The organism is Thermus thermophilus HB8, assembly GCF_000091545.1.
GTDB lineage: Bacteria > Deinococcota > Deinococci > Deinococcales > Thermaceae > Thermus > Thermus thermophilus.
Genome location: NC_006461.1, coordinates 130,025 through 145,289 on the forward strand (window position 1 = coordinate 130,025; position 15,265 = coordinate 145,289).

The 15,265-nt window shown below is 69.8% G+C and carries 17 protein-coding genes, 1 rRNA gene and 1 pseudogene; 8 read left to right on the forward strand and 11 right to left on the reverse strand.

Annotation, left to right across the window (positions count from 1 at the left end):
- Positions 1-6: 6 nt before the first annotated feature.
- From TTH_RS00700 to TTH_RS00715, 4 genes are all read left to right on the forward strand, one after another.
- The gene (locus TTH_RS00700) at positions 7-714 is read left to right on the forward strand and encodes an SDR family NAD(P)-dependent oxidoreductase (RefSeq protein WP_011174216.1); all 708 of its coding nucleotides are present in this window, start codon (positions 7-9) and stop codon (positions 712-714) included.
- Entirely contained in the window at positions 711-1,172 is a 462-nt protein-coding gene (gene nrdR / locus TTH_RS00705) for a transcriptional regulator NrdR (RefSeq protein WP_011174215.1), read from the forward strand. The genes TTH_RS00700 and nrdR overlap by 4 nt, the downstream gene beginning before the upstream one ends.
- Positions 1,173-1,276: 104 nt before the next feature.
- Positions 1,277-2,795 (forward strand): 16S ribosomal RNA (locus tag TTH_RS00710).
- Between the two features lie 89 nt (positions 2,796-2,884).
- Positions 2,885-3,349 carry an NUDIX hydrolase gene (locus tag TTH_RS00715; protein ID WP_011227729.1) on the forward strand — a complete coding sequence of 155 codons (465 nt, stop codon included), beginning with the start codon at positions 2,885-2,887 and terminating at the stop codon, positions 3,347-3,349.
- Here TTH_RS00715 and meaB read toward each other — a convergent pair.
- The 4 genes from meaB to TTH_RS00735 form a co-directional block, all read right to left on the reverse strand.
- The gene (meaB, locus tag TTH_RS00720; RefSeq protein WP_011227730.1) at positions 3,302-4,249 is read right to left on the reverse strand and encodes a methylmalonyl Co-A mutase-associated GTPase MeaB; all 948 of its coding nucleotides are present in this window, start codon (positions 4,247-4,249) and stop codon (positions 3,302-3,304) included. The two genes, TTH_RS00715 and meaB, sit on opposite strands and share 48 nt — an antisense overlap.
- 45 nt (positions 4,250-4,294) lie before the next feature.
- Positions 4,295-4,669 (reverse strand): RidA family protein, encoded by a 375-nt coding sequence (locus TTH_RS00725; RefSeq protein WP_011174212.1) that lies wholly within the window; start codon positions 4,667-4,669, stop codon positions 4,295-4,297.
- A 4-nt stretch (positions 4,670-4,673) separates the two neighbouring features.
- Positions 4,674-6,494, reverse strand: coding sequence for a serine/threonine-protein kinase (locus tag TTH_RS00730; protein ID WP_011227731.1), 1,821 nt, complete (start codon positions 6,492-6,494; stop codon positions 4,674-4,676).
- 9 nt (positions 6,495-6,503) lie between these two features.
- Positions 6,504-6,737 carry a hypothetical protein gene (locus TTH_RS00735; RefSeq protein ID WP_008630901.1) on the reverse strand — a complete coding sequence of 78 codons (234 nt, stop codon included), beginning with the start codon at positions 6,735-6,737 and terminating at the stop codon, positions 6,504-6,506.
- A gap of 117 nt (positions 6,738-6,854) precedes the next feature.
- On the opposite strand from TTH_RS00735, the gene murA reads away from it, so the two are divergent.
- Positions 6,855-8,132, forward strand: a complete 1,278-nt coding sequence (gene murA / locus TTH_RS00740) for a UDP-N-acetylglucosamine 1-carboxyvinyltransferase (protein ID WP_011227732.1) — start codon at positions 6,855-6,857, stop codon at positions 8,130-8,132.
- Positions 8,133-8,153: 21 nt separating this feature from the next.
- On the opposite strand, the gene TTH_RS00745 is transcribed toward murA, so the two are convergent.
- Positions 8,154-8,597, reverse strand: coding sequence for a hypothetical protein (locus TTH_RS00745; protein WP_011174208.1), 444 nt, complete (start codon positions 8,595-8,597; stop codon positions 8,154-8,156).
- Positions 8,598-8,678: 81 nt separating this feature from the next.
- Here TTH_RS00745 and prfB point away from each other — a divergent pair.
- A protein-coding gene (gene prfB, locus TTH_RS00750; RefSeq protein WP_014509818.1) for a peptide chain release factor 2 occupies positions 8,679-9,777 on the forward strand; the annotation gives its coding sequence in 2 pieces (ribosomal slippage) (positions 8,679-8,729 and positions 8,731-9,777; 1,098 coding nt in all).
- 4 nt (positions 9,778-9,781) lie between these two features.
- On the opposite strand, the gene phoU is transcribed toward prfB, so the two are convergent.
- From phoU to TTH_RS00770, 4 genes are all read right to left on the reverse strand, one after another.
- Positions 9,782-10,444 carry a phosphate signaling complex protein PhoU gene (gene phoU / locus TTH_RS00755; protein WP_011174206.1) on the reverse strand — a complete coding sequence of 221 codons (663 nt, stop codon included), beginning with the start codon at positions 10,442-10,444 and terminating at the stop codon, positions 9,782-9,784.
- A 14-nt stretch (positions 10,445-10,458) separates the two neighbouring features.
- Positions 10,459-11,352, reverse strand: a complete 894-nt coding sequence (locus tag TTH_RS00760; protein ID WP_011227733.1) for an ATP-binding protein — start codon at positions 11,350-11,352, stop codon at positions 10,459-10,461.
- A complete protein-coding gene (locus TTH_RS00765; RefSeq protein ID WP_011174204.1) occupies positions 11,349-12,020 on the reverse strand; it encodes a response regulator transcription factor in 672 nt (223 codons plus the stop codon). Before TTH_RS00765 ends, TTH_RS00760 begins: the two co-directional genes overlap by 4 nt.
- A gap of 80 nt (positions 12,021-12,100) precedes the next feature.
- Positions 12,101-13,228 carry an alanyl-tRNA editing protein gene (locus tag TTH_RS00770; protein ID WP_011227734.1) on the reverse strand — a complete coding sequence of 376 codons (1,128 nt, stop codon included), beginning with the start codon at positions 13,226-13,228 and terminating at the stop codon, positions 12,101-12,103.
- A 19-nt stretch (positions 13,229-13,247) separates the two neighbouring features.
- Between TTH_RS00770 and TTH_RS00775 the strand changes: the two genes are divergently transcribed.
- Both TTH_RS00775 and TTH_RS00780 read left to right on the forward strand, forming a co-directional pair.
- Positions 13,248-13,445, forward strand: a complete 198-nt coding sequence (locus TTH_RS00775) for a hypothetical protein (protein ID WP_164926020.1) — start codon at positions 13,248-13,250, stop codon at positions 13,443-13,445.
- Complete coding sequence (locus TTH_RS00780; protein WP_011174202.1) at positions 13,442-14,173, forward strand: pseudouridine synthase; 732 nt, start codon at positions 13,442-13,444, stop codon at positions 14,171-14,173. Before TTH_RS00775 ends, TTH_RS00780 begins: the two co-directional genes overlap by 4 nt.
- On the opposite strand, the gene TTH_RS00785 is transcribed toward TTH_RS00780, so the two are convergent.
- Together TTH_RS00785 and TTH_RS00790 are read right to left on the reverse strand one after the other, a co-directional pair.
- Complete coding sequence (locus TTH_RS00785) at positions 14,141-14,485, reverse strand: hypothetical protein (RefSeq protein WP_011227736.1); 345 nt, start codon at positions 14,483-14,485, stop codon at positions 14,141-14,143. The genes TTH_RS00780 and TTH_RS00785 overlap by 33 nt on opposite strands.
- Before the next feature lie 237 nt (positions 14,486-14,722).
- Positions 14,723-15,205 (reverse strand): annotated as a pseudogene (locus TTH_RS00790) (helix-turn-helix domain-containing protein).
- Positions 15,206-15,265: the final 60 nt, after the last annotated feature.

Consider the following 15,265-nt stretch of genomic DNA (forward strand, 5'->3'; position numbering starts at 1 on the left):
GCCGTGATGTCACGGGACCTTCTGGGCCTCGAGGGGAAGATCGTCATGGTCACGGGCGCGGGCCGGGGGTTCGGGCGGGCCATCGCCCACGGGTACGGGCGCAACGGGGCCACGGTCATCGCCGTGGACCCCGACGTGGAGCTCGCCACGGGGGTGGCCTCGGAGGTGGAGGCCCTTGGGGCCACGGCCATCCCCATCCGCGGGGACATGAGCGTGGTGTTGGACGTGACCAGCACCTTTGAAAAAGTGGAGGAGCTCTTCGGCCTCCTGGACGGCATCGTCCACGTGACCACCGCCGAGAGCAAGACGCCCTTCGTGGAGCTTTTGGAGGGCGAGTGGTACGACCTCATGAGCCAGGACGTGAAGTCCAGCCTCTACGTCCTCCAGCAGGGGCTGCGCCACCTGGCGGGGGGCGGGTTCGTGACCATCGTCCTGCCGCCCGCAGCCCGAATAGAGCCCCACACCGTCTCCGTGCGCAAGGCGGTGGAGGGCCTCATTGAAGGGGCCACCCGCACCTTCCCCGGGGTGCGGGTGAACGGCGTGGTCCCCTCCCGCGACCCCGTGGGCGACCCCTACGACCTGCCCCTGGTCCGGGCCGCCTTGGGCCTGGGGTCCATGGTCTCCGAGGGGATCCGGGGGGTGGTCCTCGAGGTCCAGCTCCCCGAGCCCCCCTTGGAGTTTGAACCCTACGCCGCCTTGAGGGAGCTGCCATGAAGTGCCCCTACTGCGGCCACCCCGACACCCGGGTGGTGGACTCGAGGCCCTCCGACGAGGGCATGGCCATCCGCAGGCGGCGGGAGTGCCCCTCCTGCGGACGCCGCTTCACCACCTACGAGCGCACCCAGCTTGAGCCCCTCATGGTGGTCAAGCGGGACGGGCGCAAGGAGCCCTTCAACCCCGACAAGCTCCTAAGGGGCCTCCTCCTCGCCTGCGAGAAGCGCCCCGTGAGCGAGGAGGTCCTGCGCCGCTTCGCCTACACCTTTGAGGACCAGGTCTCGGGCCCGGAGATCACCTCGGAGGAGATCGGGCTCAAGGCCCTGGCCTTCCTCAAGGAGCTGGACCACGTGGCCTACATCCGCTTCGCCTCCGTCTACCGCGAGTTTGACTCGGTGGAGCGCTTCATTGAGGAGATCCGCTCCCTCGCAAGCCTTGACAAAAAGGAGGGGGATTGATAGCATGGCTTTTGCTGCGCGGGCGAAAGCCCAAGCAGGGGGATCTTGAAAAGGGGAGAAGGCAGGCCAAGCATCTGAGCTCTACGCCCGTTTAGGGCGTTGATTTGTTGGAGAGTTTGATCCTGGCTCAGGGTGAACGCTGGCGGCGTGCCTAAGACATGCAAGTCGTGCGGGCCGCGGGGTTTTACTCCGTGGTCAGCGGCGGACGGGTGAGTAACGCGTGGGTGACCTACCCGGAAGAGGGGGACAACCCGGGGAAACTCGGGCTAATCCCCCATGTGGACCCGCCCCTTGGGGTGTGTCCAAAGGGCTTTGCCCGCTTCCGGATGGGCCCGCGTCCCATCAGCTAGTTGGTGGGGTAATGGCCCACCAAGGCGACGACGGGTAGCCGGTCTGAGAGGATGGCCGGCCACAGGGGCACTGAGACACGGGCCCCACTCCTACGGGAGGCAGCAGTTAGGAATCTTCCGCAATGGGCGCAAGCCTGACGGAGCGACGCCGCTTGGAGGAAGAAGCCCTTCGGGGTGTAAACTCCTGAACCCGGGACGAAACCCCCGACGAGGGGACTGACGGTACCGGGGTAATAGCGCCGGCCAACTCCGTGCCAGCAGCCGCGGTAATACGGAGGGCGCGAGCGTTACCCGGATTCACTGGGCGTAAAGGGCGTGTAGGCGGCCTGGGGCGTCCCATGTGAAAGACCACGGCTCAACCGTGGGGGAGCGTGGGATACGCTCAGGCTAGACGGTGGGAGAGGGTGGTGGAATTCCCGGAGTAGCGGTGAAATGCGCAGATACCGGGAGGAACGCCGATGGCGAAGGCAGCCACCTGGTCCACCCGTGACGCTGAGGCGCGAAAGCGTGGGGAGCAAACCGGATTAGATACCCGGGTAGTCCACGCCCTAAACGATGCGCGCTAGGTCTCTGGGTCTCCTGGGGGCCGAAGCTAACGCGTTAAGCGCGCCGCCTGGGGAGTACGGCCGCAAGGCTGAAACTCAAAGGAATTGACGGGGGCCCGCACAAGCGGTGGAGCATGTGGTTTAATTCGAAGCAACGCGAAGAACCTTACCAGGCCTTGACATGCTAGGGAACCCGGGTGAAAGCCTGGGGTGCCCCGCGAGGGGAGCCCTAGCACAGGTGCTGCATGGCCGTCGTCAGCTCGTGCCGTGAGGTGTTGGGTTAAGTCCCGCAACGAGCGCAACCCCCGCCGTTAGTTGCCAGCGGTTCGGCCGGGCACTCTAACGGGACTGCCCGCGAAAGCGGGAGGAAGGAGGGGACGACGTCTGGTCAGCATGGCCCTTACGGCCTGGGCGACACACGTGCTACAATGCCCACTACAAAGCGATGCCACCCGGCAACGGGGAGCTAATCGCAAAAAGGTGGGCCCAGTTCGGATTGGGGTCTGCAACCCGACCCCATGAAGCCGGAATCGCTAGTAATCGCGGATCAGCCATGCCGCGGTGAATACGTTCCCGGGCCTTGTACACACCGCCCGTCACGCCATGGGAGCGGGCTCTACCCGAAGTCGCCGGGAGCCTACGGGCAGGCGCCGAGGGTAGGGCCCGTGACTGGGGCGAAGTCGTAACAAGGTAGCTGTACCGGAAGGTGCGGCTGGATCACCTCCTTTCTAAGGAGCTAACAAAAGCCTGCCTTCTCCCCTTCTCGGGTCCTCGGGGCGCCCTTGGGCGCCCTTTTTTGTTGCCGTAAGGAGGGGGTTTGCGCAGGAAGCGAAAGGGGCAAAGGCCCACCCGGCGCGTGGTCTCCGCGGGGGGGGTGGTCCTCAAGGGGGATCCTCCCGAGGTCCTGGTGGTGTCCTTGAGGGGTGGCCGGGTCGTCACCCTCCCCAAGGGCCAGGTGGAGCCCGGGGAACGCTACCCGGAGACCGCCGTGCGGGAGGTGCGGGAGGAGACCGGAGTGGAGGCCTCGGTCCTTGCCCCTTTGGGGCGGGTGCGCTACTACTTCACCGTCCACGAGCCCGAGGGCCCGGTGACGGTGAGCAAAGAGGTCCACTACTTCCTCATGCGCCACCTGGGGGGCACCCCCAGGCCCCAGCTCACGGAGGTGGAGGACGCCTTTTTCCTCCCGGCGAGCGAGGCGCTGGAACGCCTCTCCTACCCCAACGAGCGGGAGATGCTAAAGCGCGCCCTCCTCCGCCTCCGGGCCCGGGCCAAGAAGGGCTAGGGCCGCCTCCTCGGGGGTGAGCTCCCCCCGGGCCACCCGGGCCACCAAGGCGCCCGCCCCCTGGGTTCTTTGGCGGCCCCACTCCTGGATGACGCTCTCCACCTCAAACCGGGCCCGCTCCAGGCGGTGTGCCTCCAAAAGCCCGTGCTCCACGAGGTGGCGGTGGTGGGCCTCGAGGCTCTCAAAGAGGGCCTCCACCCCCTCGCCGCTGGCCGCCACCGTGGGGTGGATGGGAGGGCGCCACCCCCCGGGCCGGGGCGGGGAGAGCTCCAAGGCGCTTTTGAGCTCCTGAACGATCCGCTCCCCACCGGGCAGGTCAAACTTGTTGACGGCGAAAACGTCGGCGATCTCCATGACCCCGGCCTTGAAGGCTTGGACCGCGTCCCCCGCGGCCGGGGTGAGGACGAGCAGGGTGGTGTCCGCCACCCGGGCGATGTCCACCTCGCTCTGCCCCACCCCCACCGTCTCCACGAAGATGCGGTCAAAGCCGAAGGCCTCGAGGAGGCTCAGGGCGGCCACCGTGGCCCCGGCCAGCCCACCCAAGGCCCCCCGGGAGGCCATGGAGCGAATGTAGACCCCGGGGTCCTGGTGGTGGCGCATCATCCGGATCCGGTCGCCGAGGATGGCCCCCCCGCTGAAGGGGCTGGAGGGGTCCACGGCCAAGACGGCCACCCGCTCCCCCCGCTTCCGGGCCTCGAGGATGAGCCGGTCGGTCAGGGTGCTCTTCCCCGCCCCGGGGCTTCCCGTCACGCCCACCACCTTGGCCCGCCCTTTCCCCCGGACCCGCTTCAAAAGCTCCCGGCCTGCGGGGTGGCCCGACTCCACCAAGGTCAAGGCCCGGGCCAAGGCCCTGGGGTCCCCTTCCTGGAAGCGGCGCCAAAGCTCCTCGGGGATGCTCATGGGCCCATTCTACGGGTTTTCGCCGCCTTGCAGAAAAGAGTGCCCCTACTCGGCCAGGGCCACGCAGGCCACCTCCACCCGGACCCCCCGGGGCAAGGCCTTCACCGCCACCGTGGCCCGGGCGGGGTAAGGCGGGGTGAAGTAGCGGGCGTAGACCTCGTTGAAGCCGGGGAAGTCCTCCATGTCGGCGAGGAAGCAGGTGGTCTGGACCACGCGGGAGAGGCCGGAACCCGCCGCTTCCAAGACCGCCTTCAGGTTCTCCATCACCCGCTCCGTCTGGACCCGGATATCCCCCTCCACCAGGGAGCCGTCGGGGGCGAGGGGGATCTGGCCGGAGACGAAGACGAAGCCTCCCGCCTTCACCGCCTGCGCGTAGGGGCCGATGGCCGCGGGCGCCCTGTCGGTTTTCACCGCCTCCATGCCCCTATCCTACGCCGAAGCGGTAAAGCCTGCCGGAGAGGCTGACCACCAGGACCTCCTCGGGAAGGGGCAGGGGCGGCACCTGCACGGGCCCGAGGCCCGAGGCCTCAAAGACCACCTGCCCCCGCCGGTCCACCGCGAGCAGCCGGCCCTCCTCCGTGGCCGCGTAGACGTGGCCCTGGGCGTAGGCGAGGCCGGCGGTGGTCTTCCCCACCTCGAGGCTCCAGACCTCCTCCCCGGTGAGGCGGTCCAGGGCCCGGAGGACCCCGTCCCACCCGGCCACGTACACGTGCTCCTCCCCCACGGCCAGGCCGCCCCAGATCTCGCCCTCCAGGGCGACGCTCCAGAGGGTCTCCCGGCTCAAGGGGTCAAAGGCGTACACCTCCCCTTGCCAGGTGGGGATGTAGAGGACGCCCTTGTAGCCGGCCACGGGGGCGTGGACGGGTCCCGTGCGCACCTTGTACCGCACCCCCCCGTCCTTGGGGTCTAAGGCGTAGAGCCAGCCGTCCTCGCTTCCCACGAAGACCATGCCCCGGTAGAAGGTGGGGCTTGCGGAGAGGTGCCCCCCGGCGCGGAAGCGGAAGAGGGGCCGGTCCTTCTCGTAGGCATAGAGGGTTCCGTCGCGGCTTCCCACGTAGACCCGCTCCCCCACCACGAGGCAGGCGGCGGTTACCTCGGCCCCCGTCTCCGCCGACCACTCCAGGCTCTGGCCCCGGAAGCGGCGGACGCGGCCGTCCCAAGCCCCCACGTACACCCCTCCCTTGCGCACCACGGGCGGGGCGGTCACCTCGTCGGGCAAGGCCACCCGGGCCACCTCCCCGGTGAGGAGGTCCACCGCCACCAGGCTCCGNCCCACCCCGAGGAAAACCCGCCCGCCGGCGTAGACCATCTCCCCCGGCCAGGCGGCCTCTCCGCCCAGGTCCACCCTCCCCTTGAGGGCAAGCCTTCGGGGCTCGGGGGCGAAGGGGTAGTGGCCGGAGCGGCTCGCCCCCGCCCTGGGCGTGGCCAGGCGCAGGGCCTGGAAGCCCGCCAGCACCCCGCGGAAGAGGCCGGGGTGGGAGGGGCGCTCCTCGGGGTGCTTGGCCAGGAGGGCCAAAACCGCCTCCCCCACGGCCCGGGGCACGGCCGGGTTCAGGGCCTCGGGGGGCTTGGGCTCCTCGTAGACGTGCTGGAAGAGGATCGCCTGGTCGTTCTCCCCCTCAAAGGGCGGGCGGCCCGTGAGGGTGCGGTAGAGCACGGCCCCAAAGCTGTACAGGTCGGCCTTGGGGGTGAGGGGGAGGCCCTTGGCCTGCTCCGGGGCCATGTAGGTGGGGGTGCCGAGGGTGTACCCCGTGCGCGTGAGGTGACGGCTCTCCTGGAGCAGGTAGGCGAGGCCGAAGTCCATGACCTTGGGGTGGCCCTCCCGGGTGAGGAGGATGTTCTTGGGGGTGAGGTCCCGGTGGAGGATCCCCTGGGCGTGCAGGTGGGCCAGGGCCTCCATCACCTCCTCCGCGCCCCGGAGGATCGCGTCCCCTTCCGGCCCCTCCTCAAAGGGGCCCAGCCGGTCAAAGGTGCCCCCCTCCACCAGCTCCATGACAAAGAAGGGACGCCCCTCCTCCTCCCCCAGGTCCAGGACCTGGACGATGCCGGGGTGGAAGAGGCGGGAGAGGGCCCGGACCTCCAAGAGGAAGCGCTCCCGCTCGGGCGGGAGGGCCCGGGGGTGGAGGAGCTTCACCGCCACCTTCCGCCCCAGGCGCTCGTCCACCGCCCGCCAGACCTCGGCCATGCCCCCGGAGCCCAGGGGGGCCTCGAGGCGGTAGCGCCCGGCCAAGACCACGGGGGCCATTCTACCGGGCTAGGCCTCTTCCTCGCCTTCCTCGGCCTTGAGGTGCTTCAAGAGGGCTTCCAGCTCCTCCTTGGCCTTCCCCTCTTCCAGCTCCCGGGCGATCTTCTCTATGGCCAGGCGCACCACCTCCGACTTGGAGACCAGGCGCTCGGGGCTGGAGAGGGCGTAGGCGGCGCGGGTGAGGAGGGCGTCCTGCTCCTCGGAGATCACCACCTGTAGGCGCTTCTTCTCCTTTTTGGCCATGCCCCTCCTTCAGGGGCCCTAGTGTAGCAAAAGCCCCCTTTGCTTGACAATGCCGCACCTCCACCCTATGCTCAACTTGAGTATGATGCGCAAGGGGCGCGTGAGGGGGCGGAAAGCGTGGGCGTGAGCCGGGTGCTGCACGTGGAAGGCGGCACCCCCTTGAAGGGGGAGCTTAGGGTCTACCCGGCCAAGAACGCCGCCCTGCCCATCCTCGCCGCGAGCCTCCTCACCCCCGAGCCCATCACCCTGGTGGAGGTGCCGAGGCTTAGGGACGTGGAGGTGATGCTGGAGCTCCTCGCCCACCTGGGCACCCAGTACGCCTGGGAGGGCCGGACCCTCCACCTCCAGACCCCGGAGATCAAAAGCACCCACGCCCCCTACGAGCTCGTGGGCCAGATGCGGGCGAGCTTCATCGTCTGGGGAGCCCTCCTCGCTCGGGCCGGGGAGGGGCACGTCTCCATGCCGGGGGGATGCGCCTTCGGCTTCCGCCCCGTGGACCAACACATCAAGGCCCTCGAGGCCCTGGGGGCGGAGGTCTGGGAGGAGGACGGCACCTTCCACGCCCGCAGGACCCGCCCCCTCTCGGGGCGGGTGGTCTTTGACCTGCCCACCGTGGGGGGCACGGAGCAGGCCATGCTGGCCGTGGCCCTGGGCGGGGAGGCCACCCTGGTCCAGGCGGCGGTGGAGCCCGAGGTGGTGGACCTGGGCCACTTCCTCGCCCTCCTCGGGGCCGAGGTGGAGGGGCTGGGAAGCCCCATCGTCCGCATCAAGGGGGCGCCCCGGCTAAAGGGCGGCACCTACCGCATCATCCCCGACCGCATAGAGGCCGGGACCTACCTCCTGGCGGCGGCCGCCACCCGGGGAAGCCTCACCCTGGAAGGCGTGCGCCCCGACCACCTGGACGCCCTTTTGGACAAGCTTTGGCGCTCGGGGCACCGGCTCGAGGTGGGGGAAGACTGGATCCGCTTCCGGGCCACCCCGGACCCCGCCCCCTTCCACGTGGAGGCCCGGGAGTACCCGGGCTTTCCCACGGACCTCCAGCCCATCGCCACCGCCTACCTGGCCACCGTCCCCGGCCAGAGCACGGTGGTGGACCGCATCTACCCCGACCGCTTCACCCACGTGGGGGAGCTGGCCCGCATGGGGGCGGAGCTCTACCTGCGGGACCGGATCCTCACCGTCCAGGGCAGGCGGCTCCACGGCGCCCAGGTCAAGGCCCTGGACATCCGGGCGGGAGGGGCCTTGGTGGTGGCGGCCCTGAGCGCCGAAGGCGCCTCGGAGATTGAGGGCGTCTACTTCCTGGAGCGGGGCTACGAGCACCTCACGGAAAGGCTCCAGGCCCTGGGGGCCCGGGTGCACCTCCGGGAAAGCCCCGTGGCCCTGGCTGCCGACTGAGGCCCCGGCGGGGCGGGGCGCTCACCCCAGGAGGCGGAGGGCCTCCGGGAAGCGGAAGAAGAGGCGGTCCCGGGCGAGCTCAGGGCTGTAGGCCCGCTCCACGTACCCCGCGGCCCGCATGGCCTCCAGCACCTCCCGGGCCACCTCCCGGTCCCCGAGGCGGGCGGCGAGGAAGGCCAAGGCCTCCTCCTCCTCGTCCCCCTCCCCCACGAACTCGGGGAACTCCTGGTCCAAGGCCCGCATCAGGGCCTTCAGGTCCAAAGACCGGGAGCTAAAGAACCAGCGGGGCCTCTCCCCGGGGAGGAAGTGGGCGTAGCCCTGGGCCTCCAGGGCCCGGGCCACCTCCACCGCCTCGGCGTGGGAAAGCCCCTTTCCCACCAAAAGGCTCACCAAGGCCTCCCGCTCTCCCAGAAGGCCCCTGGGGTACTCCTCCTTCAGCGCTTGCGCCCACCGCTCCACATTCATGTCTTTCACTATAAAACGATGAGCGTACCTATATCAAGACACCTTGCGCCTCGCTTCGCAATCTGCTATCCTGGTAAAGGTATGGACCTGGAACGCCTCGCGCAACGCCTGGAAGGCCTCAGGGGGTATCTTTGACATCCCCCAAAAGGAAACCCGTCTAAAAGAGCTGGAGCGGCGCCTCGAGGACCCCTCCCTCTGGAACGATCCCGAGGCCGCCCGCAAGGTGAGCCAGGAGGCCGCCCGCCTCCGGCGCACCGTGGACACCTTCCGCTCCCTGGAAAGCGACCTCCAGGGCCTTTTGGAGCTCATGGAGGAGCTTCCCGCCGAGGAACGGGAGGCCCTCAAGCCCGAGCTGGAGGAGGCCGCGAAGAAGCTGGACGAGCTCTACCACCAGACCCTCCTCAACTTCCCCCACGCGGAGAAGAACGCCATCCTCACCATCCAGCCCGGGGCCGGGGGCACGGAGGCCTGCGACTGGGCGGAGATGCTCCTAAGGATGTACACCCGCTTCGCCGAGCGCCAGGGCTTCCAGGTGGAGGTGGTGGACCTCACCCCTGGGCCCGAGGCGGGCATTGACTACGCCCAGATCCTGGTCAAGGGGGAGAACGCCTACGGCCTCCTTTCCCCCGAGGCCGGGGTGCACCGCCTGGTGCGCCCTTCCCCCTTTGACGCCTCGGGCCGCCGCCACACCTCCTTCGCCGGGGTGGAGGTGATCCCCGAGGTGGACGAGGAGGTGGAGGTGGTGCTCAAGCCCGAGGAGCTCCGCATTGACGTGATGCGGGCCTCGGGGCCCGGGGGCCAGGGGGTGAACACCACGGACTCGGCGGTGCGGGTGGTCCACCTGCCCACGGGGATCACCGTGACCTGCCAGACCACGCGGAGCCAGATCAAGAACAAGGAACTCGCCCTCAAGATCCTCAAGGCCCGCCTCTACGAGCTGGAGCGGAAGAAGCGGGAGGAAGAGCTCAAGGCCCTGAGGGGCGAGGTGCGGCCCATAGAGTGGGGAAGCCAGATCCGGAGCTACGTCCTGGACAAGAACTACGTCAAGGACCACCGCACCGGGCTCATGCGCCACGACCCGGAAAACGTCCTGGACGGGGACCTCATGGACCTGATCTGGGCGGGCCTGGAGTGGAAGGCGGGCCGCCGCCAGGGGACGGAGGAGGTGGAGGCGGAGTAGCGCCTCAGTAGACGTCCTCCGGGGCCTTGTACACCTCACCGGTAAGCCAGTAGATGACCCTTTCGGCGATGTTTTCCAGGTGGTCCCCGAGCCTTTCGTAGCTCCGGGCCACCCGCATCAGGGTCAGGGCCTTGGTGATGGTCCGGGGGTCCTCCATCATGTAGGTGATGAGCTCCCGGGTCACCTCCTCGTAAAGGCCGTCCACCTGGTCGTCCATCTCCAGGACCCGGCGCGCCAAGGCCGCGTCCCGCTCGGCCACCGCCTTGGCCAGGGCGTCCATCATCTCCGTGAGCCTGCGCCCCATCTCGGGGAGGGTCACGTACCGCTTCAAGGGCGGCTCCTGGGCGAGGAGGAGGGCATCCTCGGCCACGTGCATGGCGTAGTCCCCCGCCCGCTCCAGATCGGTGAGGGCCTTGATCACGGTGAAGATCAGGCGCAGGTCCGAGGCCACGGGCTGGTGGCGGGCGATGACGGCGATGGCCTGGTTCTCCACCTTGAGCTCTAGGGCGTCCACCTCCTTGTCCTTGGCCACCACCCCCTGGGCCTTGGCCCGGTCCGCCTGGACCAGGGCCTCCGTGGCCTCCTGGGTCATCTCCCGCACCAGGGAGAGCATCCTCAGGCTCTCTTCCAGAAGCTGGTTCAAGGCTCGGTCCAACGCTTCCCGCATGCCGCCTCCTTTCCTCAGTCTACGGGGAGCCAGACGCCGAAGACGTTCTCCTCCCCTTCGCGCAAGGCGTAAGCCCCCCCGCCCAGGCCCTGGGCCAGGCGGCGCACCAGGTAGAGGCCGAGCCCCTGGCCCGAGCCCTCCCCTCCCCGCCGACCCGGCTGGAAAAGGCCCTCGTAGTCGGGAAGGGGCGCCCCCCGGTCCCGCACCTCTAGGTAGAGCCGGCCGCCCCGGACCCGGCTCAGAAGGCGGATGGGGTCTTGGCCGTACTTGAGGGCGTTGTCCAGGAGGTTGAGGAGGATCTGGAGGAGGGCCTCGGGGTCCGCCTCCACCCGGTGCCCCAGGGCCACCTCCACCCGCCTTCCCCGAAGGCGGTCCTGCATGAGGGCGGAAAGGCGGAGCCAGAGGTCCTCCAGGGCGAAGGCCTCCCGGCGGCCGGGCCGGAGGTGGGCGAGGCTTTCCACCAGCCGGGTGAGCCGGGCCACCTCCTTCTTGAGGAGGTCCAGGACCTGGGCCTCCCGGGGGTCCTTGGGGGCGAGGGCCCGGAGGAGGACGGCCATCCCGGCGAGGGGGGTGCGGAACTCGTGAGCGAGGAGAGCCCCGGCCTCCTCCGCCTCGAGGCCCCGGCGCCGGGCCTCGGTCACGTCCAGGAGGTAGAGGAGGCCCGGGCGGGCCCGCGCCGAAAGAACCCGGCCCCGCACCTCCAACACCGCCTCTCCCCCCTCTAGGGCCAAGGCCTCCAGGCGGTGGTCCCGCAGGGCCAGGATGAGGGGCAGGCCCCGGACCTTCTCCCGGTCCACCGCAAGAAGCTCCGCCGCCGCGGGGTTGAGGTAGACCACCTGCCTGTCCCGGTGCACAACGAGCCCCTCCCGGGCCTCCTCCCAAGGAAGGGTCCAGGCCTCGGGGCTCACGCCTCCTCCCGGAAGCGGTACCCCACGCCCCGCACCGTCTCCAGGAAGCGGGGGGCCTTGGGGTCCTCCCCGAGCTTCTCCCTGAGCTGGAGGACGTGCTGGTCCACGGTCCTGGGGGTGCCGAGGTAGTCCGGGCCCCAGACCGCCTCCAGGAGCTCTTCCCGGGTGCAGACCCGGCCCGGCCGCTCCGCCAGGTAGGCGAGGAGGGCAAACTCCCGCCGGGTGAGGGGGAGGGGGTTGCCTTCCAGGCGGGCCTCCATCCGCTCCAGGTCCAGGAGGAGGGGGCCCCGCCTCAGCACCTTGCGCTTCCCCGCCCGGCGCAAGAGGGCCTCGAGGCGGGCCAGAAGCTCCTCCACGGCGAAGGGCTTCACCAGGTAGTCGTCGGCCCCGCGGGAAAGCCCCTCCACCCGGTCCCGCACCCCGGCCCGGGCCGTGAGCATCAGGACGGGGAGGGACTCGTAGGGGCCCTGGCGCATCCGGTCCAGGAGGCGCACCCCGGGCTCGTCGGGGAGCATCCAGTCCAGGACCACGAGCTCCGCCTCCCGCAGGAGGGGCCAGGCCTCCTGCGCGGTGGCCGCCTCCAAAACCCGGTGCCCCGCCCCCTCGAGGGCCAGCCGCAACCCCAGGCGCAGGCTGGGCTCGTCCTCCACCAGAAGCAGGGTGGCCACACCCCCAGTCTAGCGGGGGCCGGGTCAGGGGAGTGTCAGGCGCTTCTTCTGGGCCCCGGAAAGGCCGGCTTTGGCCCGGGTCAGAGCAGTTCCCGCACCCGGGCCAAAGCCTCCACCGCCCGCCCCGGGGGAAGGGCGCCCTGGACCGCCTCCTTCCCTCCTCCCCGGCCCCCCAGGGCCTTGAGGCGCTCCAGCACCTCCCCCCGCCTCGGCCCCACGGCCACGAACCGCCCCTCGGGGGCGACGAGGAGGAAGGTGCCCTCAAAGCGGGCGAGCCTCTTGCCGAGCTCCCCGAGGACGGGGAGGGGGACGAGGAGGGCCTTCTCCTCCAGGGCCCTGGGCAGGAGGGCCTCCGCAAGCCCCTCCCTCAGGGCCTGGTTCTCCCCCTTTAGGGCGTAGAGCTCGTCCTGGAGCTTCCTTATGGGCTTCTCCAGCTCCAAGGGGTTCGTGGAGAAGGCGAGGGCCAGGCGGGCAAGGAGGGCGTGCTTGGCGTGGTAGTCCTCCAGGGCCTCCCAGCCGGCCATGAAGTACACCCGCGTCCCTCCCTTGTACCGCTCCCACTTGAGGACCTTGATGGGCCCTGCCTGGGCGCTGGTCTTGAGGTGGGTCCCCCCGCAGGCGGCGAGGTCAAAGTCGCCGATCCGCACCAGGCGCACCTTGCCCCGGACCTTGGGGGGGCGCCTCAGGGGGTAGCGGGCGAGCTCCTCCTCGGAGACGTAAAAGGCCTCCACCGGGTAGTCGGCGTAGACGGCGAAGTTGGCGAGGGCCTCGGCCTCGAGGACCCCCGCTTCCTCGGCCTCCTCCTCGAGGTCCACGGTGCACACCGGGGAGTCCAGGCTCACGGCCACGGTGTGGTAGCCCCCGGCCCTGAGGAGGGCCTGGGAGAGGAGGTGCTGGGCGGTGTGGCGCTGCATGTGGCGGAAGCGCCTCGGCCAGTCAATCTCCCCCTCCACCTCCACGCCCTCTGGGATGGGCGCGGAGAGCACGTGGACCACGTCCCCGAAGGCCTTCTCCTCCTCGTAGGCGTGGAGGACCTGGACCTCGCCGAAAGGCCCCCTGAGGACCCCTCGGTCCGCGGGCTGCCCCCCGGACTCGGGGTAGAAGAGGGTCTGGGAAAGCACCGCGTAGTGCCCCTTTTCGTCGCTCCAGACCCGCTCCACCCGGGCCTGGAAGCGGGTGGCGTAGCTGTCCAGCTGGTAGAGCCTCATGCCCCTTAGGATAAGGAGGATGGCGCCCCTGGACCGGGAGGAGTTCGCCAGGGGGTTTTCCCAGGCCCGCCGCTCCTTGGCCTCGGCGACGCAGGACCTGGGGCGGCCAGCCTTTGGGCACGCCCTTTTGCGCCTGGCCCCCTTACGGGGCCTGAACCGGGGCCGGGCGGAGGCCCAGGGGACCCTTTGGTGGCTGGAGGGAGCCTCGGAGCGATGAAGGGGGAGAGGCTGGACAAAGTCCTCGCCCGGCTGGGCCTGGGAAGCCGCAAGGAGGTGGCCCGGCTGGTGCGCCAAGGGAAGGTGCGGGTCCTGGGCCAGGTGGTGAAGGACCCCGGCTTCCGCGTGCCGGAGGGCGCCGCCTTGGAAGTGGAGGGAAGACCCCTGGAGGTGCGCCGCCACCTCCACGTCCTCCTGCACAAGCCCCCAGGCTTCGTGACGAGCCGGACCGAGGGGCCTTCTGTCTACGCCCTCCTTCAGGGCTTCCCCACCCGGGACCTCTCCCCGGTGGGCCGCCTGGACAAGGACGCCGAGGGGCTTTTGCTCTTCACCACCGACGGCCTCCTCCTCCACCGCCTCACCCACCCCCGGCACAAGGTGGCCAAGCGCTACCTGGTGCACTTGGAGAGGCCCGTGGGGCCTAAGGACCAGGAGGCCTTCCGGGAAGGAATACTCCTGGACGGCAAGAAGACCCTCCCTGCCGAGCTCACCCCCCTGGAAGACCCCACCTGGGCCGAGGTGGTCCTCAAGGAGGGGCGGTTTCACCAGATCAAGCGCATGTTCCGGGCCCGGGGCAACCGGGTTCTCCGCCTCAAGCGCCTGGCCCTGGGCCCCCTGGAGCTCGGCGACCTCCCCCCGGGGAAGGCCCGCCCCCTCACGGAGGCGGAGGAAAAAGCCCTCTACGCCGCCGTGGGCCTAGGGGGCGAGGACCCTGAGGACGAGGTCTAGGGCGAGGCGCTCTCCCCGCTCGCCCACGGGCTCCAGGGTGTAGGCCTCCACCCAGAGGGGCTTCCCGAGCCCGGGGAGGCCCTCGAGGTAGCCCAAGACCCCGGCGTAGGGACCCTCCAGGAGAAGCCGCACCCGCCAGGCGCGCACGCCCCCCGTGGGGGCCGCCTCCCCGGGGTCCAGGCTTTGGACCTGAAGGCCCTTCTCCTCCGCCAGGCGGAAGAGGGCCTCGTAGAGGAGGGGAAGCGCTTCAAGGGGGACGGGGGCCTCCCCCAGGGCCTGATAAGAAATCCCCCTGATCCACTCCCTCAGCATCCTCCCGGCCACCGGTGAAAGAGGGTATGGCTCCTAACCAGGCCCGGCTGGGTCTGCAGGTAGGTACACCGGGCCTCCGCCTTCGCCCAAAGCTCCTCCGTCTCCACCCGCCCCGCCACGTGCCACCCCACCTGGTCCAAGACGAAAGCAAAAGCTTCCCCTCCCCAGCCCCCCGCAACTGGGCAAAGCGCTTTAGCACCTCCGAGAAGGCCACAAGGTAGCTTCGCTGACCGGCGCTCACCGGGGGCAAAAGCCAGAACCCGCTCTCTCCTGTACTTGGGCGCACGAAGACGTCCCTCCCCGGTGTCGGGGGCGGAGGGGGGCGAAGCCCAGGCGCTTCCTCCAGTTCCAGGCCCGCCTCGGGTCCACGGGACGACCTAGCCTCTCCGAGAGCCACAGGGCGGCGTTCCTTATGGTCCATATCCCGTCCTGGGGATGGGGCTGGAGGAGGGCCTGGCGGAAGGCTTCCCAAAGCTCTGGAGGGAGCAAGGGGGGCTGGCCTTCGTTGTGACGGGGGAGGGTGTCACGGACCCAGCAGGTGGAGTAGCCCAGGGTCTGGGCCACCTGGGGGATGGCGTGGCCCGTGGCGAGGAGCCAGATGGCGTGCCAGCGGGCGCGTTCCACGGGGTCTTCGCTTTCCGGTAGAGGGCGTGCAGGTTGTCCGGGTGAGGCCGCGGCTTGTGTTCCAGGGGGGCGGCGTTGGCGTTTGGTCAGCCGCATGCCCCCATGCTAAGAGAAAGACCCAGAGGGAGTTCTTATGAAAGGGGTGAGGCCGCAAAG